Annotated in this window: 19 protein-coding genes; 17 read left to right on the top strand and 2 right to left on the bottom strand. The window is 53.6% G+C overall.

What is annotated here, in order from left to right; all coding sequences use genetic code 11:
• Positions 1-2: 2 nt before the first annotated feature.
• A complete protein-coding gene (locus ACFCTO_RS02920) occupies positions 3-1,247 on the bottom strand; it encodes an efflux RND transporter periplasmic adaptor subunit (protein WP_292300170.1) in 1,245 nt (414 codons plus the stop codon).
• A gap of 209 nt (positions 1,248-1,456) precedes the next feature.
• Between ACFCTO_RS02920 and ACFCTO_RS02915 the strand changes: the two genes are divergently transcribed.
• The 11 genes from ACFCTO_RS02915 (at position 1,457) to nifJ (ending at position 15,108) form a co-directional block, all read left to right on the top strand.
• Positions 1,457-3,031: a ClC family H(+)/Cl(-) exchange transporter gene (locus ACFCTO_RS02915; protein WP_292300168.1), complete on the top strand. Its 1,575-nt coding sequence runs from the start codon at positions 1,457-1,459 to the stop codon at positions 3,029-3,031.
• A 247-nt stretch (positions 3,032-3,278) separates the two neighbouring features.
• Positions 3,279-3,845 (top strand): peptidoglycan-binding protein, encoded by a 567-nt coding sequence (locus ACFCTO_RS02910; protein ID WP_370843397.1) that lies wholly within the window; start codon positions 3,279-3,281, stop codon positions 3,843-3,845.
• A 119-nt stretch (positions 3,846-3,964) separates the two neighbouring features.
• Complete coding sequence (gene glmU / locus ACFCTO_RS02905; RefSeq protein ID WP_292281969.1) at positions 3,965-5,338, top strand: bifunctional UDP-N-acetylglucosamine diphosphorylase/glucosamine-1-phosphate N-acetyltransferase GlmU; 1,374 nt, start codon at positions 3,965-3,967, stop codon at positions 5,336-5,338.
• 33 nt (positions 5,339-5,371) lie between these two features.
• Positions 5,372-6,337 carry a ribose-phosphate diphosphokinase gene (locus ACFCTO_RS02900; RefSeq protein ID WP_292300166.1) on the top strand — a complete coding sequence of 322 codons (966 nt, stop codon included), beginning with the start codon at positions 5,372-5,374 and terminating at the stop codon, positions 6,335-6,337.
• 16 nt (positions 6,338-6,353) lie between these two features.
• Complete coding sequence (gene pth / locus ACFCTO_RS02895) at positions 6,354-6,917, top strand: aminoacyl-tRNA hydrolase (RefSeq protein WP_481324823.1); 564 nt, start codon at positions 6,354-6,356, stop codon at positions 6,915-6,917.
• Between the two features lie 145 nt (positions 6,918-7,062).
• Entirely contained in the window at positions 7,063-8,061 is a 999-nt protein-coding gene (locus tag ACFCTO_RS02890) for an MBL fold metallo-hydrolase (RefSeq protein ID WP_020309724.1), read from the top strand.
• Between the two features lie 19 nt (positions 8,062-8,080).
• The gene (locus tag ACFCTO_RS02885; RefSeq protein ID WP_481324792.1) at positions 8,081-9,235 is read left to right on the top strand and encodes an autotransporter outer membrane beta-barrel domain-containing protein; all 1,155 of its coding nucleotides are present in this window, start codon (positions 8,081-8,083) and stop codon (positions 9,233-9,235) included.
• 149 nt (positions 9,236-9,384) lie between these two features.
• On the top strand, positions 9,385-9,837 hold the full coding sequence (locus ACFCTO_RS02880; protein ID WP_296916030.1) for a desulfoferrodoxin family protein: 453 nt from the start codon (positions 9,385-9,387) through the stop codon (positions 9,835-9,837).
• Between the two features lie 19 nt (positions 9,838-9,856).
• Positions 9,857-10,408, top strand: a complete 552-nt coding sequence (locus tag ACFCTO_RS02875) for a glutathione peroxidase (RefSeq protein ID WP_499876364.1) — start codon at positions 9,857-9,859, stop codon at positions 10,406-10,408.
• A gap of 403 nt (positions 10,409-10,811) precedes the next feature.
• Positions 10,812-11,243: a YbjN domain-containing protein gene (locus ACFCTO_RS02870; RefSeq protein WP_292300157.1), complete on the top strand. Its 432-nt coding sequence runs from the start codon at positions 10,812-10,814 to the stop codon at positions 11,241-11,243.
• Between the two features lie 352 nt (positions 11,244-11,595).
• Entirely contained in the window at positions 11,596-15,108 is a 3,513-nt protein-coding gene (gene nifJ / locus ACFCTO_RS02865; RefSeq protein WP_020311612.1) for a pyruvate:ferredoxin (flavodoxin) oxidoreductase, read from the top strand.
• Between the two features lie 310 nt (positions 15,109-15,418).
• Here the strand turns inward: nifJ and ACFCTO_RS02860 are convergent, their stop codons facing one another.
• Positions 15,419-16,345 carry a LysR family transcriptional regulator gene (locus tag ACFCTO_RS02860; protein ID WP_499876363.1) on the bottom strand — a complete coding sequence of 309 codons (927 nt, stop codon included), beginning with the start codon at positions 16,343-16,345 and terminating at the stop codon, positions 15,419-15,421.
• Positions 16,346-16,944: 599 nt separating this feature from the next.
• On the opposite strand from ACFCTO_RS02860, the gene ACFCTO_RS02855 reads away from it, so the two are divergent.
• From ACFCTO_RS02855 to ACFCTO_RS02830, 6 genes are all read left to right on the top strand, one after another.
• Positions 16,945-18,240, top strand: coding sequence for an SLC5/6 family protein (locus ACFCTO_RS02855; protein WP_292261186.1), 1,296 nt, complete (start codon positions 16,945-16,947; stop codon positions 18,238-18,240).
• A 509-nt stretch (positions 18,241-18,749) separates the two neighbouring features.
• A complete protein-coding gene (locus ACFCTO_RS02850) occupies positions 18,750-20,219 on the top strand; it encodes an anthranilate synthase component I family protein (protein ID WP_481324795.1) in 1,470 nt (489 codons plus the stop codon).
• Complete coding sequence (locus ACFCTO_RS02845; RefSeq protein WP_481324796.1) at positions 20,216-20,782, top strand: anthranilate synthase component II; 567 nt, start codon at positions 20,216-20,218, stop codon at positions 20,780-20,782. The genes ACFCTO_RS02850 and ACFCTO_RS02845 overlap by 4 nt, the downstream gene beginning before the upstream one ends.
• Before the next feature lie 36 nt (positions 20,783-20,818).
• Positions 20,819-21,841: an anthranilate phosphoribosyltransferase gene (gene trpD, locus ACFCTO_RS02840; RefSeq protein WP_481324797.1), complete on the top strand. Its 1,023-nt coding sequence runs from the start codon at positions 20,819-20,821 to the stop codon at positions 21,839-21,841.
• A gap of 11 nt (positions 21,842-21,852) precedes the next feature.
• Positions 21,853-22,641 (top strand): indole-3-glycerol phosphate synthase TrpC, encoded by a 789-nt coding sequence (trpC, locus tag ACFCTO_RS02835; protein ID WP_481324798.1) that lies wholly within the window; start codon positions 21,853-21,855, stop codon positions 22,639-22,641.
• Entirely contained in the window at positions 22,634-23,236 is a 603-nt protein-coding gene (locus ACFCTO_RS02830) for a phosphoribosylanthranilate isomerase (protein WP_499876362.1), read from the top strand. Before trpC ends, ACFCTO_RS02830 begins: the two co-directional genes overlap by 8 nt.
• The last annotated feature ends 4 nt before the right edge of the window (positions 23,237-23,240 follow it).

The raw sequence follows: 23,240 nt of genomic DNA, 5'->3' as shown, positions 1-23,240 counted from the left end.
GGTCACTGCCTTTCTTCGATGGATACGGTCGTACCGTCTTTGAGGCGGGCCAAATTGGTCGTGGCGATGACGTCACCGTCATCGAGGCCGTCCGTGATTTCGATATAATCGTCGTTGCGCAGGCCCGTCGTGACCGTGCGGAGTTCGATCGTATCGTCAGGCCTGATGACGCAGACCTGAGCCTTCCCATCCTGTTCCGTCAAGGCGTCTTTGGGGATGAACAGGGTATCCGGTTTCTGCAGGACGTCGATGGACGACTGGGCGAACATGCCGCCGCGCAGCTTCGCGTCCGGCTGGGCCAGGGTGATGCGGACGACGTAGGTCTTGGTCGTATCGTCCATGGCCGGGCTGACGTAGGTAATATAGCCGTCGTAGTCCTGGGCCAGGGACTCGATGGACACGCTGACGGGCATCCCCTGCTGGATGGCGGCGACGTCGGCTTCGGACAGGGAACAGTCGATGTACATGCCGCTCGTATCGGTAATGGTCAGGACTTTCGTGTTGGCCGCGGCCATGGCGCCGACTTCGGCGTTGCGGTAGGTGACGACGCCGGCCCGCGGGGCCCGCAGGGTCATGTCGTCGAGCTGTTGGGTCAGGCTGTCGACGGTATAGCCGGCTTTGGCCTGGGCGGCATATTTACTGGCCACGCTGGCCGGGACGTCGCCGACGTTCTGTGATTCCAGGTTGTCCAGGGCCGATTTGGCGACGATCAGGGCCTGATAGGCTGTATCCAGTTCCTGCTGGGAAATGGCGCCTTCGTTTTTCAGGACGGCATAGCGGTTGTAATTCATCTTGGCCGTGTCGTATTCGACTTCTGCTTTTTGCAGGTCTGACCCGAATTGCGATTCCGCAGCCTTGGAATCGGCGACGGCCTGTTTCAGGGCGGCTTTATCCTGATTGAGGGTCAGGTTCGTGTCGGCCGTATCCTGGATGAGCAGGACCTGGCCCGGCGCGACGACATCGCCGAGATTGACGGCAACATCGGCGATTTTACCGGCGTATTTCGTGGAAATGTCGACCTGGGCGACGGGAACGGTCTGGCCGGATAGGGAAATCTTGCGCTTCATATCCTGGCGGGTCACGGTATACGCCGTGACCGATACGTTCTGGGCCGTGCCTTTTACTTTTGGGACGGCACTGGAATGGCTATAGAAATAAATGGCTATACAAGTCAGGAGAAAGATGAGGCCAAAGGCGATGGCCTTGGCCCGCGGGCTTTTTGGGAAATGGAAAGATGGCTGATTCATGGACAGGACTCCTATCGATGTGTTGTTTCTATCATAATGAGTCATTCTTTAAATAGCAACGATTTTTAGAAAATGCTTGCGAAAAATTTACGAAAACTTATATTTCGCCTTCTCTATAATACTATAATAGGGGATACCATCAGGAACCTGCGAAAGTTACGGGACTATGATATAATTTGGACATATGAATAGAAAGGATTGTGAAAGATATGCATGTCGATACACAGTTAGAAGCGGCTCTGCGGGCCCTCGACCATTGGCCTCGGTTCCGCCTGCGCCTTTTTTTTGAAGGCATCGTTGTCGGGATATTATCAGGAACGGTTATCAGCTTTTTTCGCTGGGGCCTGGAAATGGGGACGGTCTGGCGCCAATGGATCTATGCCAACGTCCTGGCCAGTGGCGGCATACTCCTGAACTTGGCCTGGTTCGGCGTCTTATTGGCGGCGGCCCTGCTCTTATGGCGCCTGGGGATTTATGAACCCAATGCCGGCGGCAGCGGCATCCCCCAGGTAAAAGGCGTTATCTTGGGGGCCATCCGCATGCGCTGGCTGCGCATCCTCTGGGTCAAGCTCGTCGGTGGCATCGTCGGCATCGGCCTGGGCTTGTCCCTGGGCCGCGAAGGGCCGTCCATCCAGATCGGCGCCGTGACGGCCCAGGGCCTGAGCCGGGCCTTGGGGCGGACGCGCATGGAAGAACGCTACCTCATCACGGCCGGTGCCAGTGCCGGTCTGGCGGCGGCCTTTAATGCGCCCTTGGCCGGCGTCATGTTCGCCCTGGAAGAACTGCACCGCAATTTTTCCGGCGTCGTCCTGGCGCCGTCCATGGCAGCGGCCCTGCTGGCGACCATGGTCAGCCGCTACGTCTTCGGCCGGGCGCCGGTCTTCCATTTCGGCATGCTGCCGCCGTTTCCCCTGCGCTACATGTGGCTCGTGGTCATTCTGGGAATCATTATTGGCTTGGCCGGCGTCGTCTTCAACAAGGGCTTGCTGAATATTCATTATTTCTATGATTTACCTGTCTTTCGCAATAATTATATGCGCATTGCCTTTGCCTTATGCATGGCCGGCGTCTTGGGCTATGTCTTCCCGGAAGTCCTGGGCGGCGGCAACGACCTGGTCAACAGCCTCTATACCCTGCCCTTATCGCTGAAACTCTTTGCCGGCCTGCTCATCGGGAAGTTCCTCTTCACCCTGGTCAGCTATGGCTGCGGCGTCCCTGGCGGCTTTTTCCTGCCCATGCTGGTCCTGGGCGCGCTGACAGGCGGCATTACGGGCATCATCTTTGTCCACTTGGGCCTCATTTCCTCGTATTACTTGTCCAACATCGTCGTCATCTCCATGGCTGCCTTTTTTGCGGCCTCTGTTCAGTCACCGGTGACAGGAACCATTCTCATCATGGAAATGACCAGTTCTTATGAACACCTGCTTGTCCTCTGTACGGCGTCATTGGTCGCACTGGTCGTAGCTCAGCTCTGCCAGGGCGAACCGATTTATGAAGCTTTATTGCAGCGGAACCTGGCCAAGAATAAGCCCGTCTTATCGTCGGAAGAACGGCGTAATCTCCTGGAACTGACCGTATCCAGCGGCAGTCAGGCCGATGGGAAATATGTCGGCCGCATTGCCTGGCCGGCCCATACGGTCATCGTCGACATCAAGCGCGGCAGTGGAGATATCATCCCTGATGACGATACCTGTCTGCGGGCAGGAGACTTCATTTACGTCCTCACCGATTCCATAGAAGGGGCTGAATCCATAAGAAATATTGTGGAGAAGACGAAGAGCTAAAATAGGTAAAAATGCATAATAATTATAAAAAACTAGTACCAGGTACTAAAAAATACATCTCAAAGTTGAGCATTAACGGACATACGCTGTTTAAACGGTGTGCAGAATGAAGAATAAATACGTCAAAAACGAATTATAATTATCTATTTTTTTGACTTATAGTGGGAAGTTTGTTATAATTCAGGACGTACTTGATATTGTGTTCGTTCAAAGAGGTGGTTTTTTGAGAAATCGTATACTGATATTAATGACAACAATCTGCATGTTCGCGTTTACATCCCTGGCTTGTGCCAGCGTTCAATTGGGTATGAGTGGCTCTGTCGTACAGAGCGTTCAATATATGCTTCAGGATACGGGCTATCTGTCCGGTAGTGCTGATGGTGATTTTGGTCCCTCGACAGAAGCTGCTGTCGAACAGTTCCAGGCTGACCACGGCCTCACGGCAGACGGCGTCGTCGGCTCCCAGACCATGGAAGCCCTGTCGGAAGCCAGTGGCCGTCCGATCCCTGAAGAATCGTCTTCGACGGAAGGCTATCAGCGTCGTCTTGTCATGGAAGCTACGGCTTACACCGCTGAAGATGGCGGCGGTGATGGCTACACGGCAACGGGACAGTATCTCCAGCGCGGCATGGTTGCCGTCGACCCCGATGTCATTCCCCTCGGCTCGCAGCTCTACATTGAAGGCTATGGCTATGCCGTAGCTGCCGATACGGGCGGAGCTATCGTCGGTGACCGCATCGACCTGGCCATGGATTCGACCAGCGAAGCCCTCGACTTCGGCCGTCGTGATGTCGTTGTCTATGTATTAGGTTAATACGAGCTTGTTTGATAAAAGAGGCGTCTTTATGTGACAGCCTCTTTTTTTTCGCCCCGTTTTGTGTTATCCTTAAATGGACATTATATAGTTATGGAATTCAGGGAGGCTATAACTGGATGAAAAATACTATTGCACTTATCCTCGCTGCCGGCAAGGGGACGCGTATGAAGTCGAAGTTCCCCAAGGTTTTGCACAAAGTCGGCGGCGTCCCGATGGTCGAACAGGTACTGCGGGCTGTCAAAGCAGCTGGGACGCAGCGCCAGGTCGTCGTCGTCGGGTTTGGCGGTGAAACGGTCCGGGATTACCTCGGTGATCAGGCCGAAACTGTCATGCAGAAAGAACAGCTCGGCACAGGCCATGCTGTCCTGCAGGCAGAACCGCTGCTCCAGGGGGAAGCTGGCACCCTCCTCGTAACCTGTGGCGATACGCCGCTGGTCACGAAGGAAACGTTTACAGCCCTTATCGACTGCCATGAACAGAGCGGCGCTGCAGCGACGGTCCTGACGGCACATATGCCGGATCCGACCGGTTACGGCCGCGTCATCCGCGATGAAAAAGGGCAGGTCGTCAAAATCGTCGAACAGAAAGACGGCACGCCGGAAGAACTGGCAGTCGACGAAGTAAACGCCGGCATTTACTGCTTTGATATGTCTCTCTTGTGGGATATGCTTCACAACGTCACCAATGACAACGCGCAAGGCGAATACTATCTGACCGATATCATCGGCATGCTCGTATCGGCAGGCAAAGTCGTCAGTGCCTTTGCTGCGCCGTCCTATGCGGAAACACTCGGTGTAAACTCGCGTCAGCAGATGGCTGAAGCCGAACGGGTCCTGCGCCAGCGTAAACTGGATGAACTCATGACCGATGGCGTTTCCATCATCGATCCGAATAACACCTATGTAGATACGACGGTCACCGTCGGCCGCGACACCGTCCTTTATCCGGGGACGATCCTCGAAGGCGATACGGTCATCGGCGAAGGCTGCCAGGTCGGCCCGTACGTCCGCATGACTAACGTCAAGATGGGCGATGACGACCATGTCCAGTTCATGTATGCTCATGACTGCGAAATCAAGAACGGCTGTGAAATCGGCCCGTTCGTCCATTTCCGGCCCAATACGGTCATCGGCAATCAGGTCAAAGTCGGCAACTATATGGAAGTCAAGAACTCCACCGTCGGCGATGGCACGAAACTGCCGCACCTCAGCTACATCGGCGACAGCGATGTCGGCAGTGGTGTCAATATCGGCTGCGGGACGATCACTGTCAATTACGACGGCAAGATCAAACACCGCACGACCATTGGCGACCATGCCTTCGTAGGCTGCAACAGCAACCTCGTCGCACCGGTCAAAGTCGGCGACTATGCCTATGTCGGCGCCGGTTCGACGATTACCAAAGATATTCCGGCCAAAGCCTTATCCGTTGCCCGGGCACGGCAGCGCAACATTGAAGGCTGGGTCAAGGAAGATACATATAAAAAATAACAATTAATCACTACTTACACAGGGAGGCTCACTATGAGTTACGAAGACGGGAAAAAGCTGAAGATTTTTACGGGGAATGCCAATCCGGAATTGGCCAGGGAAATTGCCGATTACCTCGGTTTGGAACTGGGCAAAGCCTTTGTTGGCAAATTCAACAATGGTGAAATCCAGGTCATGATCGACGAAAGTGTCCGCGGTAAGGACGTATTCGTCATCCAGCCGACTTGCCAGCCGGCCAATGACACCCTGATGGAACTGCTCATCATGGCAGATGCCCTCAAACGCGCTTCGGCTAAACACATTACCGCCGTTGTTCCGTATTATGGTTATGCACGTCAGGACCGCAAGACCCGCGGCCGTGAACCGATTACATCCAAACTGGTTGCTGATTTGATGACGACTTCCGGTATTACCCGCGTCGTTACTATGGACTTGCATGCCGGCCAGATCCAGGGCTTCTTCGACATCCCTGTCGATCACCTCGGCTCGGCTTCCATCATTGCCAAATACATCAATCAGAAAAAAGAAGAAACGGATATGGGCGACATCGTCGTCGTATCTCCTGACCTCGGTGGCGTAACGCGTGCCCGCGATCTGGCTGACCGCGTCAATGCACCTATCGCCATCATCGAAAAACGCCGTCCCCGTCCGGGCGTTGCTGAAGTCATGAACATCATCGGCGACATCAAAGGCAAGACCTGTATCCTCGTCGACGATATCGTCGATACGGCTGGTTCCTTGTGCGGTGGCGCGAAAGCCCTGAAAGAAATGGGTGCTTCCCGTGTCTTCGCTGCCTGCGCTCACGCTGTCCTCACCGACCCGGCTGTCGAACGCATCCAGAAATCAGTCATTTCCGAACTGATCATCACCAATACCATTCCTTTGCCGCAGGAAAAACAGATCGACAAGATCAAAGTCCTTTCGGTCGCACCGCTCCTCGGCGAAGCTATCATGCGCATCTTCCACGACGTTTCCGTAAGCCGTCTCTTCGACAAATAAGGGACCTGTCGTGCATATGATCGTAGGCCTGGGCAATCCGGGCCGCCAATATGAAGAATCGAAACACAACACGGGTTTCCGTGTCGTCGATGAATTAGCCAAGCGCTGGAACGTGACCTTGTGGCAGGATAAGATGGACGCCCTCGTGGCCCAGACCACGGTGAACGGCGAAAAGATCATCCTGGTCAAGCCGCAGACGTACATGAATGAAAGCGGCCGCGCCGTCGGCCCGCTCATGCGCTGGTATAAAATCGATCAGCCCGATGTCTACGTCGCCTATGACGATATGGACTTGGCCGTCGGCCGTCTGCGCATCCGCAAGAGCGGCAGCGATGGCGGACATAACGGCATCAAGAGCCTGTTTGCCAACGGCTGTACCGATTTCACCCGTTTCCGCGTTGGCATCGGCCGGCCCTTGCCGCACCATGACGTCGTCGACCACGTCCTGACTTCTTTCCCGGAAGAACTCCGTGAAGCCTACCAGCAGGGCATTGAAGATGCAGCGACAGCTATCGAAGGCTGCCTGAGCCTGGGCGTCGACAAAGGCATGAACCGCTATAATCCTAAAAAGAAGAAATGAGAAAAGAGGCTGTCATCTGACAGCCTCTTTTTGAGTAGTAAGTTTGCAGTCTGTAGTTTTTAGTGAATGGTTTTAAATTTAAAGGCCTTTATTCGTAGGGCCGTCCCAGAGGGCGGCCCGCCTGATTCCTTTAAAAGGAGGTCCCATGATCCAACAAGTTCATTCTCATCCCGATATATACCGTATCCGCGTCGATTTGCCCGACAATCCCCTGCAGTATCTCAACGCCTATGTCATCAAAGGAGTGTCTGGCAATCTAGTCATCGACACGGGCTTTAACCGTCCTGAATGTAAACGCGCCTTGTGCCAGGGTTTACAAGAACTGGACATCCGTTTACAATCTGATACGTCCCTGTTCATCACTCATCTCCACGCTGACCACAGCGGTCTCGTCGGCCTCTTTGCCCAGGCCGGCTGTCCTATTTATATGCATCCCGTCGATTACCAGTACCTCGTCGATTCGGAAGACGGTTCGACGTGGAAAGCGGCTGAAGATAACTTCATGCGCGAAGGCATGCCGCCGGCCGAAATCAAGACGCAGTTCTCCAATCAGGCCCGGACCTTTTCGCCAGACCCGCATTTCCCGGTGAACCCTGTCCATGACGGCGACTGCCTCCACCTGGCCGGCTGCGATTTACAGGTCATTCACACGCCGGGCCATACGCCGGGCCTGTGCTGCCTGTACCTGCCGAAAGAAGAAGTCTTCTTTACCAGTGACCACATCCTCTTCGACATTACGCCGAACATCCAGGTCTGGTATCATATGAAACAGGCCCTGCAACGCTATCTCGAAAGTTTACAGAAAGTGCGGGAACTCCCCGTCCGACTGGCCCTGCCGGGGCACCGTGAAGGCGATACGTCCATTGCCGGCCGCATCGACGAAATCGTGGCCCATCACGACCGACGCCTGGCGGAAATCTGCCATCTGGCAGGACTCTATCCGCACAGCACGGCCTACGACATCGCCCCACATATGACCTGGTCCATGCGCGGCAAGCAGTGGAAGGACTTTCCGCCGACGCAGAAATGGTTCGCCCTGGGGGAAACGCTGGCCCATATTGAATATCTCGTCGACCACGGTGTCCTGTGCTGCCGTGAAGAACAGGGCTGCCGCCATTATGATTTAGTAAGGACGGAAACATAAGTCCTCGAAGGAGGTTTTTATGAAATTCAGTCTGCCTGGTTTGCGTAATTGGATAATCGCTTTTTCGCTCCTGGTCTGTCCGGCCGGAGCAGCTGCTGCAGGAACGGCGGACTGGTCGTCTGCCGGCCGGTCTTTGGCAGCGACACAGGCTGGGACGGCTTCTTTTTATGAAATGGCGTCGGACCTTTTCTGGCGGCGCAGCGATGATAATCGTTTCGCTTCTTATAAAGACTTGGCCGAACCGTCAGAAGATATGGGCTGGTGGGTCAAGACCGATTATCGCAGCTATACCTTTCCCGATTACGGCAGCCTGTCTTTCAGCCAGGACTACAGTGCGACCCTCATCGGTTATGATTCGCCGCATGCCATGGCCCGTTGGGGCGGGACCCTGCGTCAGGGCGCTTTTTATACGATGAGCACGTCGAATGTATATACTAATGGTCAGGCAGAAAGCCAGCCCTATGGTGGCGGATCCGATTCCATTAAGGAATACGGCGGCGGGTTTGCCATGGAATGGGGCGATAAGCACGATCGCCATGGCGATGCCGTCATCCGCCTGTCCCAGCTGCAGCATACTGTTTCCTATAGCGACGCCGACGGGAATGGTGATCTGGTCAATTACCGGACCTGGCTGCTTGGCGCCGGTATCCGTTACTATGAAACACGGCTCCTGCCCAAGCAATTCTTCTGGGAACCCCAAGCCGGCCTGTCCCTGGGTTATGTCTTCCCTTACACGGTCAGCGGTGATGACGTGGCCTATAAATCGGGGAATAAACCCTATGTCACCGGACGCCTGGGCATTATGGCCGGCAAATCGTATAGCGTCAACGGCCATGCCGGCCTGCTCTATGGCCGCTTTGGCGTTCAGCGGGAAATGAATGGGACTACGACGGGCAGTCTCCATGGCGATGGCCAGGCACCCCAGACGGCCGATGTCGGTTCCAGCCATTACATCTGGTATGACATGACTTTTGGGACGTCCCTGTCTTTGGGGAAGGGGAATTCCGTCTGGAGTGAATTGACGCGGCGGTCCGGATCCAATATGACGCCGACGTGGAGTGTCAATGGCGGACTGGTCCTCAAATGGGGTGGTGCCAGCCGGACGACGCGGGAACGGATGAAGGCCCTGAAGAAAGACCCGCACAGCATCGAATTGGATATCAATAAAAAATAATAAAAAAATAACCATTCTCCGTTATTGACAAGTGTACTGATTTAGTCTATAATGAGCACATAAAGAAAAAACAATTATTAATTAGTAAATAACTTCTTATATATAAACCGTACATTCGTCAGGGGCCAAGCCCCGAAGGAGGAACCCATATGAAACACGTAGAATTTTACCGTAACGATAAAGATGGCAGCGTTTTAGTATCTGTAGGCACGCAAGTACCGGAAAAACTCATCTATGCTGGCCAGGAATTGACTCATCTCGTCGCCGACACTGTCGATGCAGCTAAAGAAAAACACGTACCGGCTATCCAGAAAATCGATGGTCATCTGGAAGTCCACGTCGGCTCAGTGACACACCCGATGGAAGAAAAGCACTACATCGAATGGATTGCCCTTGTCGATGACAACGGCGTCGACATCCGTTACCTCAAACCAGGTGAAGAACCGAAGGCTGAATTTGAAACAGGCGATGCCGGCGAAGTCTATGCATACTGCAACCTCCACGGCCTGTGGAAAGAATCATTCGCTGTCAAAGAAGCACCGCCCCTCGATGGGGCTACTTGCTCGCCGGAATTTGGCGGCTGCGTCATCCACGAATTATAAACCATAAGGAGGTTACACCATGAACGTATATGATTTCACTGTCAAAGATATCCAGGGACACGATGTATCTCTGAGCCAATATAAAGATAAACTCCTGCTCATCGTCAATACGGCCAGCAAATGCGGCTTTACGCCACAGTACGACGGCCTGGAAGCCTTATATCAGAAATATAAGGATAAAGGCCTGGTCATCCTCGGTTTCCCGTGCAACCAGTTCCTGGAACAGGACCCGGAAGATAACCAGCACATCGAACAGTTCTGCCGCCTCAACCATGGCGTCACCTTCCCGCTCTTTGCGAAAATCGACGTTCGCGGTGATCAGGCAGCTCCGCTTTATCAATACCTCACGGAAGCCGCGCCTTTCAAAGGCTACGAAACCGATAAAGAAAGCGGCCAGCTCATCCAGAAGGTCGTTTCCGAATACTATCCGGACAATGCCCAGGGCAACGGCATCAAATGGAATTTCACCAAATTCCTCATCAACCGGGACGGCAGCCAGGTCCAGCGCTTTGAACCCAGCACGACACCGGAAGAATTAGACCCAATCCTCGAAAAAATACTCCTCTCCTAATAAGAAAAGGGACTGTCGCACATGCGGCAGTCCCTTTTCTGTAGGAGTGCCACGTGGGGCGCCCGCTTCGGGATATGTATGATTTACCGCCCCGTTTGCTGGAAGAATTATCCCAATCCCTAACGGGCCGCTCACGTGGCGCCTCTACAAGATCCGTATTACAAACTATAAAACCATCTGCTAATCACGAACCACTAGCTGCTAACCACTTAAAAAAAAGGACTGTCCAACCTTATGGGTACAGTATAAGCTTTAAATTTAAAAAAATTAACTACAAACTGCAAACATAATACTCAAAAAGGCGCTGTCTTCACGCGACAGCGCTTTTTTATATGACAAGCCCTGATGAAATGGGGTATAATAAAACCGAAGTGTTATTTGTAGAAAAAGGAGAGTGTTTCCCATGAATAAAAAAGCGGAAAATTTCAAGAAATATCTGGACGAAAAGGATATCAAGGCTTTTACGGTCGATGCAATCAAGGATGACCAGTTCCAGACGGTCGTCTTCCGGTCGGCTGCTGACATCAATGGCAACCGCCTGCCCCTCATCGTCATCCTCGACACCAGCATTTACGGCATGATCCGCGTCCTGGTAGCGCCGAAGGTCCTGCACGATGACAATGAAGCCGCCGTCCTCAAGCTGCTCAATACGTACAACAAGCAGTACAAGTCCTTCAAATACTATGTCGATGACGAAGGCAACCTCATCCTCGATACGTGCGTCCTCCTTAAAGACGATGAAGTCGACGGCGATTTGATTTACGCCATGTTCGACGTCATCATCCGCCATCTCGGCGAATCGTACAAAGAGCTCATGAAATCCATCTGGGCGTAATATAGGTTATTGTGAGGTTTTTAAATTTTTAGCTGTCCATTCACTAAAAACTGAAAACTACAAACTAAGGACTAAAAAACAGGCTGTCTTTGTGTGACAGCCTGTTTTTTATGACTCTTTTTCATGAATATATACGCGTTTAGACAAAATCGGCATAAGATGAACGTTTTACTAGAAAGGCCTTGCATAAATTTTTTCGAAATAGTACAATAAAGATAACAAATAGTCATCTAAAAAATACCTTAGTCACATAGTGAAAAAAGATGATTTTATCTGCGCAATGTTAAAGATGACTCCTAAGTGTACACGGATTCTTTCAGTTACCAGGTTTTACAGAAAGGGGAAAAGTACTATGGCAAAGAAAATCTTCAAGACAATGGATGGCAACGAAGCTGCGGCTTATATTGCCTACGCCTTTACGGAACTGGCTTCCATCTTCCCGATAACGCCGTCGTCGCCGATGGCTGAACACGTCGATGAATGGGCTGCTCATGGCCGTAAGAACTTGTTTGGCACGACCGTCCAGGTTCAGGAAATGCAGTCTGAAAAAGGGGCTGCCGGTGCTATGCACGGCGCTTTGAATACCGGCGCATTGACGACGACCTTTACATCTTCCCAGGGCATGATGATCATGCTCAGCAACATGTTCAAGATTTCCAGCGAACTCCTGCCCGGTGTCTTCCACGTCGCATCCCGTACAGTTGCCACCAACGGCTATACGATTTTTGCCGGCCATGACGATGCTATGGCTATGCGCGGCACGGGCATCAGCATGATGTGCGAATCGAGTGTCCAGGAAATCATGGACCTGGCAGCTGTCGTCCATGCCACGGCTATTTCCTGCCGCATCCCTATCATCAACTTCTTCGATGGCTTCCGCACGTCCCACGAAATCCAGAAAATCGAAGTCCTGCCGTATGAAAAACTCCGGCCTCTCCTCGATATGGATGCCGTCCGGGCCTTCCGCAAACGCGGCATGAATCCGGATAATCCGGAAGCCATTTCTTTCTGCGAACCGGCTGAAACGTTTATGCAGCACCGCGAAGCCCTCAATAAATTCTACGACCGCGTTCCCGATGTCGCTGAAGGTTACATGCAGAAAATCAGTGAAATCACGGGCCGTGAATACCACCTGTTCAACTATACCGGCGCTCCTGATGCTGAATTCGTCCTCGTCGCCATGGGTTCCGGCGCCCAGACCATTGAAGAAACGGTCAAGATGCTCGTCGATAAAGGCGAAAAGGTCGGCTGTATCAACGTCCACATGTTCCGGCCCTGGTCGGAAAAACATTTCCTGGCCGCTCTGCCGAATACGGTCAAGAAGATTGCCGTCCTGGACCGCACCAAGGAAACCGGCGCCAACGGCGAACCGCTCTATCACAGCGTCGCTGCTACCTTTGCCGTAGCTGACAATGCGCCGAAAGTCTATCACGGCCGCTATGGTATCGCATCGAAAGAATTCTTGCCGGGTGACGTCGTCGCTGCCTTTGAAAACCTCAAAGCCTTCGAACCGAAGAACGATTTCACTTTGAGCATCGTCGACGATGTTACCTATAAATCTCTGCCGCGCGTCAAAGGCATCACGACAGGCGGCAAAGGCCTGAAAGCCTGCAAGTTCTGGGGCTTCGGTTCCGACGGTACAGTCGGCGCCAATAAGAGTGCCATCAAGATCATCGGCGATAACACCGATATGTATGCTCAGGCTTATTTTGCTTATGACTCCAAGAAATCCGGCGGCGTCACCGTATCGCATCTGCGCTTTGGCGATACGCCGATCAAGATGCCGTATCTCATCAATAATGCCGACTTCATCGCCTGCCACCGCCAGTCCTATGTCCATGGCTTCGACCTCCTGCGGGGCATCAAGAAAGGCGGTACGTTCCTGCTCAATACGGTTTGGAAACCGGAAGAACTGGATGAAAAACTGCCGGCTAAATTAAAACGCGCTATTGCCCGCAACGACGTCAAATTCTACATCATCGACGCTGTCGGCATTGCTCAGAAAATCGGTCTCGGCGGCCGCATCAACATGATCATGCAGTCGGCTTTCTTCAAACTGGCCGATGTCATTCCTCTGGACCTGGCTATTGCGAAACTGAAAGAATCCGTCGTCGCATCGTATGGCAAGAAAGGCCAGAATATCGTCGACATGAACAATGAAGCTATCGACCAGGGCCTGTCTGCTATCGTCAAGGTCGATGTACCGGCCGCCTGGGCTGATGCTGTCGATGAACCGGTCGACATGTCGAAACATACGAAATTCTTCCGCGAATTCTCCATTCCTGTCAATGCCCTTGAAGGCGACGACCTGCCGGTCAGCGCTTATGATGGCATCGAAGACGGCCGTTGGCCGACGGGGACCTGCGCCGAAGAAAAACGCGGCGTCGCCATGTTCGTACCGAGCTGGGATGCTGAAAAATGTATCGGCTGTAACCAGTGTTCCTTCGTCTGCCCCCATGCTGCTATCCGTCCGTTCCTGATGACGCCTGATGAAGCTGCTAAGGCTCCGAAAGGCTACCAGGACAAGGAAATCAAAGTGGCTCCGGGCTACAAGTACAATATCGTCGTATCCGTCATGGACTGCCTGGGCTGCGGCAGCTGTACCCATGTCTGCCCGAAACAGGCATTGACCATGAAACCTTTCGACGGCGAAGAATATAAAGCGGCTCTTTGGGATTACGTCATCGGCCTGCCGGTCAAAGCCAACCCGATGGATAAGAATACCGTCATCGGCAGCCAGTTCGAACAGCCGCTCCTCGAATTCACCGGCGCCTGCGCAGGCTGTGCTGAAACGCCGTATTGTAAAGTCGTCACCCAGCTCTTCGGCGACCGCATGATGATCGCCAACGCTCACGGCTGCTCCAGCGTCTGGGGCGGCAGTGCACCGGACTGTGGCTATACCAAGAACGCTCAGGGTCACGGCCCGGCTTGGTCGACATCCCTCTTTGAAGACAACGCAGAATACGGTTTCGGTATGATGCTGGCTGAAAAGACGGAACGGAAACTGCTGGAACAGTACATCGATGCCGCTATGGACGTCGCCAGCCCGGAACTGCAGGCAGCCTTTACGGAATGGAAAGAACACAAGGCTGAAAGCGAAGGCACCCGCGAACGTTCGGATAAGGTCATTGCCCTCCTGGAAGCCGAAAAAGACGGCAAACCGGCACTGGAACAGGTCTATGATATGAAACAGTTCCTGGTCAAACGCAGCCAGTGGATCTTCGGCGGCGACGGCTGGGCTTACGATATCGGTTATGGTGGCTTGGACCACGTCCTGGCTCAGGGCGAAGACGTCAACGTCCTGGTCTTCGATACGGAAGTTTACTCCAATACAGGCGGCCAGGCTTCCAAAGCTACGCCGACGGCAGCTGTTGCCCAGTTCGCAGCTTCCGGTAAGAAGACGCGCAAGAAGGACTTGGGCATGATGGAAGCACAGTACGGCTACATCTACGTCGCTCAGGTCGCTATGGGCGCCGATAAGAACCAGTTCATGAAGGCTCTTAAAGAAGCCGAAGCCTACAACGGCCCGTCCCTGATCATCGGTTATGCACCGTGCATCAACCACGGCCTGAAAGTCGGCCAGGGTCAGAGCCAGCTCGAAGAAAAACGGGCAGTCGAAGCCGGTTACTGGCATCTGTGGCGCTATAATCCGGAATTGAAGAAACAGGGCAAGAACCCCTTCATCCTCGATTCCAAACCGCCAACAGCCAACTTCCGCGACTTCCTCATGGGCGAAACACGTTTCTCGTCCTTGCAGCGCACCTTCCCGGATACGGCAGAAGCACTCTTTGAAAAGACCGAAGAAGATGCTAAGGACCGCTACGAAGGCTATGTCCGCATGACAAAAGCCTATGATGACAAATAAATAGTTCGTTGTAAGTGAAAAAAGGAGCCGCCCCATTAAGCAAGAACACGCTTAATGGGGCGGTTTTTTTGCACTGTAGGGGTCGCCGCGTGGGCGACCCGTTAGGAATCTGGAAGCTTCTCCTAGCAGACCGGCTAGAAAATTACATGTATCCTGGGACGGGCTCGCCCTCTACAGCGGTCCGTTTCAGCAGCCGTCTTGCCATTTCCTTGCAGTTCATGACCTGACGGGCTGAAAAGGCACGTGCGAGCCCCTACGGATTATGAGCCCCTTCGTGAGACAGCCACTACAAGCCACGAACTACGAGCCACTAGCCATGCTCCCGTCCTTCTAAGAGGCCGGCCAGGATGGTGATGTAGTGGCGGGCTTCTTCGGGCAGGGGTTCTCCGGCTATCTTGATCCAGCCTACGGTCATCGTATCCAGGGGATTTTCGATGGGGATGGCCTGGATATGGCGGCCGATGATCGACGGGGCTACATGGCCCGTGCCGATGGTGTAGGCATCGGTAGACCGTATGACGCTGAACAGGGTGGAACGGTCGGTGACGTAGATGCACTGGCGGCTGGCCGGATTGGGTAGGAGCAGTTCTTCTGAGAACTGGGACTTGTCATGGCCCTGTTCAAAGCGGACACAGGGATATTCCGCAAATTGACTGGGAACGACGTGCTGACACGCTGCCAGGGGATGGCCGCTGCGGACGTAAAGACAGGGCGTAAAGGCGCAAAGAGACGTGAATTCCAGCTTGTTTTTGTGGAATAAGTCCTGCAGGAAGCGCTCGTTCATATGGGACAAGAAGAGGATGCCCAGATGGCTCTCGCGGGTGACGACGTCGTGGATGACCTGCGACGTCCGCCCTTCGCGCAGGGTGAATACGCAGGACTTGCCCGGCTGGACGTGTTGCAGGGCATGGATGAAGGCTTCATCGGCAAAGGGATAGTGCTGGGAAGAGATGGACAGGATCTGGGGCAGGTCCTGTCTTTTTTCTGCCTGGAAATGGTCGTGCATGGCCGCTGCATGGGAGAGGATGTGACCGGCATAGTGCAGGAATTCCAGCCCTGCCGGTGTGAACGTGATGCCATGGCGGTTGCGCTCGACCAGGGTCAGGGAGAACTCTTTTTCCGGGTCCCGTATGGCCGTGCTCAGGCTGGGCTGGGAGATGTTCAGAGCCTGTGCGGCAGCCGAAATTGAATTGTGCTTAGATAACTCTAAGATATAACGAAGTTGCTGTAAAGTCATAATAAAACACCTCGAATATCAACCGTACCTATAGAATCGCATATCGTACTTTTATTGTATCAAAATAAAAAAATAGAGGAAAGTTATGAGTTTTTGATACAATAAAAGAATATTTAAAATGAAAATAAAGAATAAATAGGAGCAAAAAGTTAAAAAGAGATGTCTAGCCATGACTTACAAATTATAAAGAAAATATATCGAAATTTGACTTTTTGGAAAGGACATTTCTTCATAGAAATGCTGGAATCGTGAGAACAAGTCATTCTCAATATATGAAAAACCTAGCAAATGATGAAGAAAATTTAAAGAGAATAAGTCGTTGATATAGGAATTTCCTATAAAAGTAAATTGCGCAATGAATATTTTACAGCATATACCTTCCATGTTATACTTTAAGTAAGAAATAGAACGTTTTAGTAAAAGGTGAAACGCCGACATATACATTAAATTTTATGGTTTTTGGAAAACAGACCAGAACTGATATAGATAAAATGTATATGAACAGAAATTGAGAAAGGGGAGCCGATGACATCGATAAACATGTAATGTTAAGAGAGACACTTTATTTTCAAATGTATCCATCATAGGAGGTAATTCATATGAACTCAACAGCAGCATTGGCCCGGCAGGCGGGCATGACAGATGCACAATGGAAAGAAGCCGTCAAGTTCGACAGTACGGACTGGGGCTGGATTATTATGAGTATCGGCATGGCCATCGGCGCCGGTATCGTCTTTTTGCCCGTTCAGGTAGGCCTGGTCGGCGTATGGGTTTATTTATTCTCAGCTATCATCGCCTATCCGGCTATCTATCTCTTACAGCGCTTATTCATCAATACCCTGGCAGATTCGCCGCGGTGCGAAGATTATCCCAGCGTCATCAGCGGTTACCTCGGTAAGAACTGGGGCTTCCTCCTGGGGATCCTCTACTTTCTGAGCATCCTCATCTGCGTCTTCATGTATTCGACGGCCCTGACCAACGACAGCGCGTCCTTCCTGTTTTCCTTCGGCGTAACGGATACGCTTCTGTCGGACAGCCCCTTCTACGGACTGGCCATCATCTGCGTCATGGTCCTCATCGCTTCCCGGGGTGAACAGCTCCTGTTCCGCGTATCGACGCTCATGGTCCTGACGAAATTGTTAGTCGTCATCTGCTTGGGCGGCATCATGATCCAGCATTGGAACCTGGCCAACATCGGCGTCTTCCCGGACCTGGGCTACCTCGTCAAGAATACCATCGCCATGCTGCCGGTCACGCTGACATCGATCCTCTTCATCCCCAGCATCAGCCCGATGGTCATTTCCTACCGCTCTCACAACAAGTCCATCCACGTCGCCCGTTATAAAGCCATGCGGGCTATGAAAATCGCTTTCTCCGTCTTGTTCATCACGATTTTCTCGTACGCTATGTCCTTCAACCTGGCCCTCGGTCATGACCAGGCCGTCCTCGCTTACTCCCAGAACATTTCGGCCCTGGCCATCGTTGCCAGAGGGTTTGATGGCAGCGCCGTCAAGATCTTCAGCCTTATCCTCAACATCTTCGCTGTCATGACGGCTTTCTTCAGCGTCTTCCTCGGCTTCCGTGAAGCCTGCCAGGGGATTGCCATGAACATCCTGCGCCGTTTCATTCCGGAAGAAAAAATCAGCAAGACCGTCGTCCGTCACGGCATCCTTATCTTCGCCGTCGCCGTCGCCTGGGGCGCCATCGTCCTCAATGCACCGGTCCTCAAGCTTTTGACCCTGCTCGGCCCGATCTTCGGTATCATCGCCTGCCTCATCCCGGCATACCTGGTTTACAAAGTCGATGCCCTGCATAAATACAAAGGCATCTCCCTGGTCCTCATCGTCTTCGCCGGCATCCTGCTCATCATCTCGCCGGTCATCGCTATGATGTAGTTTTCTAGCAGTTAGCAGTTAGGGATTCGCAGTTAGTGGCTCATAGTTCGTAACGCCCTGGAAAACGCTAACCCCTAACCCCTAACCGCTAACCCCTAAAAAGGATTGCCGTCGTACGACAATCCTTTTTTTGCCAGTAAAACGATTGTCTTTAGAATATGGACAAAAATCTCCTTGACAGGTTAAAAAATGCGGTGTATCATACAACCATCAAATGAACATCGTCCATGAAACCTTTGAGGCGGAAGTAAAAACGATGACGTGCACGTACAGAGAGCCGGGGTGCTGAGAGCCGGCCGACGCAGCTCGTTAAATGGACCGCTGAGGGCGCAGTCAAAGGCCGTAAGGCTGAGTATTCTGCGACGTGTTGGCATACGTCAGTTGCCGGGAATATGTTGGTATTCCGTCGAGAGTAGGGTTCGATCCCTAAAACAAGGTGGCACCGCGGAACTTAATCCGTCCTTGACAAGTAACATTGTCATGGACGGATTTTTTTTTAGGAGGCTCATATGGAAACGCTCAGTCTGGAACAGGTAAAAGCATATCAAGGTGAATATAAGGTCGTGCCCATCTGCCGCAGCATGTATGCCGACGTCCGCACGCCCATCGAAGTATTGCGCATCGTCAAGAACATCAGCTCTCATTGCTATTTGCTGGAAAGCATGGAAGACTCCCAGCGCTGGGGCCGCTACACTTTCATCGGATATGACCCGCAGATGGGCCTGTACTGTAAGGACGGCACGGTCCACATCAAGTCCGGTGCCGAAGTCCAGATCCATACGGACCATCCGGAACAGCTCATTTCCCAGATCCTGGCAGATAATAAGGCGCCGCGCCTTTCGGACCTGCCTCCCTTTACGGGCGGCCTGGTCGGCTACTTTGCCTATGATTTCATCAAATACGCCGAACCGTCGTTGAAGCTCAATGCCGTCGATGACGATGGCTTCAACGATTTCGACCTCATGTTGTTCGACAAGGTCATCGTCTTCGATAACCTGAAACAGCAGATTTACCTCATCGTCAATGTCCGCCTCGACTCGGTCGAAGAAAATTACAACCGGGCCCTCCTGGAAATGAAGCTCATGGAAAGCCTCATCTGCGAAGGCAAGAAGGCACCGGACGTACCGCTGCAGCTCAAGAGCGATTTCAAACCCTTGTTCAATGAAGAAGAATATTGCCAGATGGTCGAAAAGGGCAAGAACTACATCCGTGAAGGCGATATTTTCCAGGTCGTCCTGGCCAACCGCCTGAGCGCCGAAGCCGAAGGGAGCCTCCTCGATACGTACCGCGTCCTGCGGACCATCAATCCGTCGCCGTACATGTTCTTCTTCTCTGGCGACGATATCGAACTGGCCGGTTCTTCGCCGGAAACGCTGACCCGCCTGGAAGACGGCGACCTCTTCACCTTCCCTCTGGCCGGCTCGCGGCCGCGGGGCAAGACGCCGGAAGAAGACCAGGCCTTGGAAGACGAACTCCTGCACAATACCAAGGAACTGGCCGAACACAACATGCTCGTCGACCTGGGCCGCAATGACCTGGGACGCATTAGCGAATTCGGCAGCGTCCACGTCGAACGCTATCTCGACGTCCTGCGCTTCTCCCACATCATGCACATCGGCTCGACTGTCCACAGTACGATACGCAAGGACAAGACGGCTGTCGATGCCATTGCCTCGGTCCTGCCGGCGGGCACCCTGTCGGGGGCGCCGAAGATCCGGGCCTGTGAAATCATCGACGAACTGGAAGGCCACAAACGCGGCGTCTACGGCGGCGCCATCGGCTACATCGACTTTACCGGCAATATGGACTGCTGCATCGGCATCCGACTGGCTTACAAGAAAGGCAATCACGTCTATGCCTGCTCCGGTGCGGGCATCGTCGCCGACAGCATCCCCGAACAGGAACATCAGGAATGTCTGAACAAGGCCAAAGCCGTCGTCATTGCATTACAGCAGGCTAATGGAGGAATCGACAAATGATAGTTCTCATTGATAATTACGACAGTTTTTCTTATAATCTCTACCAGCTCCTCGGTCAGTTCGACCCGGATATCACGGTCATCCGCAACGATGAAAAGACCGTCCAGGATATTGAAGCCATGCATCCGGCTCACCTCATCATTTCACCCGGTCCGGGCCGTCCCGCCGATGCCGGTGTCTGCGAAGAAGCCATCAGCTACTTCGCCGGCAGGGTCCCCATCCTGGGCGTCTGCTTAGGCCATCAGGCCATCTGCGAAGTCTACGGCGGCACCATTACCTATGCCAAACAGCTCATGCACGGCAAACAGTCCGTAGCGACGCTGCAGACGGACAGCCCGTTGTTTAAGGGACTGCCGGAACAGGTCGACGTCGGCCGTTATCATTCCCTGGCCCTCGACCCGGATACGCTGCCCGAAGAATTGGAAGTCCTGGCCCATACGGAAGACGGCGAAATCATGGCCGTCGGCCACAAGCAGTATCCCGTCTACGGCCTGCAGTTCCATCCCGAATCGATTTTGACGCCCCAGGGGCCGATGATGGTAGAAAATTTCCTTACATTATAAGTAATATAGATGACTCTTTGAATGGAGGTACTTACGATGATTAAAGAAGCGATTATCAAGATTGTCAATAAAGGCGATTTGACTTACGACGAAGCCCATCAGGTCATGATGGAAATCATGAAAGGCGAAACGACGCCGACTCAGAACGCCGCTTTCCTGGCTGCCCTTTCGACGAAGAGCACCAAAGCCGAAACGATCGATGAAATTTCCGGCTGTGCCGAAGCCATGCGCTCCCTGGCGACGCCCGTTCCCCATCCGGGCATGGAAGTCCTGGAAATCGTCGGCACCGGCGGTGACGGCGCCCATTCTTTCAATATTTCCACGACGTCGGCCATGGTCCTGGCCGCAGGCGGCGTCAAGGTCGCCAAACACGGCAACCGGGCCGCTTCGTCCCTGTGCGGTACGGCGGACTGCCTGGAAGCGCTGGGCATCAACATCCAGCAGGACCCGCAGCTGGCCTTGAAGATGCTCGAAGAAACGAATTTCTGCTTCCTCTTTGCCCAGAAATACCACGCTGCCATGAAATACGTCGGCCCTATCCGCAAGGAACTGGGCTTCCGGACGGTCTTCAACATCCTCGGCCCTCTGACCAACCCGGCCAAGCCGGAAATGTTCCTCCTCGGCGTCTATGACGGCTATCTTGTCGAACCGCTGGCCAAGGTCCTGGCCTCCCTCGGCGTCAAACGGGGCCTCGTCGCTTACGGTCAGGAAAAACTCGACGAAATCTCGCCGAACGGCCCGACGACGATCTGCGAACTCCGCGACGGTTATTACCGGACATCGGTCATCAAACCGGAAGACTTCGGCCTCACGCCGGGGACGAAAGAAGACCTCGTCGGCGGGACGCCGGAAGTCAACGCCCAGATTACCCGCGATGTTCTGTCCGGAAAAATCCAGGGGACGAAACGCAATGCCGTCCTCATGAACAGCGGCGCAGCCTTCTTTGTTGCCGGCAAAGCCGATTCCATCGACGACGGCATCCAGCTCGCTGCCAGCCTCATCGACAGCGGCAAGGCGACGGCAGCCCTGGAAAAATGCATTGCCGTCAGCAACGAGTGAGAAGGTGCCCTATGATATTAGATGATCTTACGGCAGCCGTTGCCAAGCGGCTGGTCGCGGATAAACAGCAGGTCCCGCCGGAAGTCATGAAGCAGCGGGCCCTGGCAGCTCCGAAAAAAGAAGAATTCCCCTTTGAAAGGAACCTGAAGAAACCGGGCTTATCTTTCATCTGTGAAGTTAAGAAGGCCTCGCCGTCGAAGGGACTCATCGCTCCCGATTTCCCTTACGTCGCCATTGCCAAAGAATATGAACAGGCCGGCGCCGCAGCCATTTCCGTCCTGACTGAACGGGATTACTTCCTGGGCAGCCCGCAGTATTTGCAGGAAATCGCCGCTGCCGTCGATACGCCGGTCCTGCGCAAGGATTTCATCATCGACGAATACCAGATTTATGAAGCCCGGGCCCTGGGCGCGTCGGCTGTGCTCCTCATCTGCGCCGTCCTCGACGACGACCGGCTGCGGACCTTCTTCCAGCTGGCCGATTCCCTGGGCCTGTCGGCCCTGGTCGAAGCCCACGATGAAGACGAAGTGCGCCGGGCCATCGCCATCGGCGCCCGCGTCATCGGCGTCAATAACCGCAACCTCAAGGACTTTACGGTATCCCTCGATACGAGCTGCCGCCTGCGGCCGCTGGTACCGAAGGACATCCTCTTCGTCGCCGAAAGCGGCATCAAGACGGCAGACCACACGAAGGTCCTGCGCGACCACGGCGTCGACGCCGTCCTCATCGGCGAAACCTTCATGCGCAGTCCCGATAAGAAAGCCATGCTCGACGAGCTGGCCGGAGGCTATCGTGGTTAAGGTCAAGTTCTGCGGCCTCAAGCGGCCCTGTGATATTGTCTGGGCCAATGAACTCCGGCCCGATTATGCCGGTTTCATCTTTGCCGGCAAGAAGCGCCGCGTCAGCGACGACCAGGCCGTAGCCCTGCGCAAGGCCCTGGACCCGTCTATCCCGGCCGTCGGCGTCTTCGTCGATGACAGTCTGGAACACATAGGGCAGCTGGTGACGGCCGGGACCATCCAGATCGTCCAGCTCCACGGCTGCGAAGACGACGCGATGATCGAAGCTGTCCAGCAGACCTTGAAGGTACGGGTCATCAAAGCCTTTTCCATCGCCAGCGAAGCCGATGTCCGGCAGGCCCGGTGCAGCCAGGCCGACTACATCCTGCTCGACCACGGTGCCGGCGGGACGGGGGACTGTTTCGACTGGGCCCTGCTGGCCCATATAGACAGACCGTACTTTCTGGCCGGCGGCCTCAATCCGGACAATGCCGTCCAGGCGGCAGCGCTCCAACCCTTTGCCCTGGATGTGAGCAGCGGCATTGAGACAGACGGCGTGAAAGACAAAGAAAAAATGAAACGATTCATGGCACAAGTACGTGCTTACAGGAGGTAACTAC

Origin of the sequence: Megasphaera indica, from assembly GCF_046614755.1 — a bacterium.
Taxonomy (GTDB): Bacteria; Bacillota; Negativicutes; order Veillonellales; family Megasphaeraceae; genus Megasphaera; species Megasphaera intestinihominis.
This window is presented reverse-complemented; position numbering and strand designations above follow the sequence as displayed.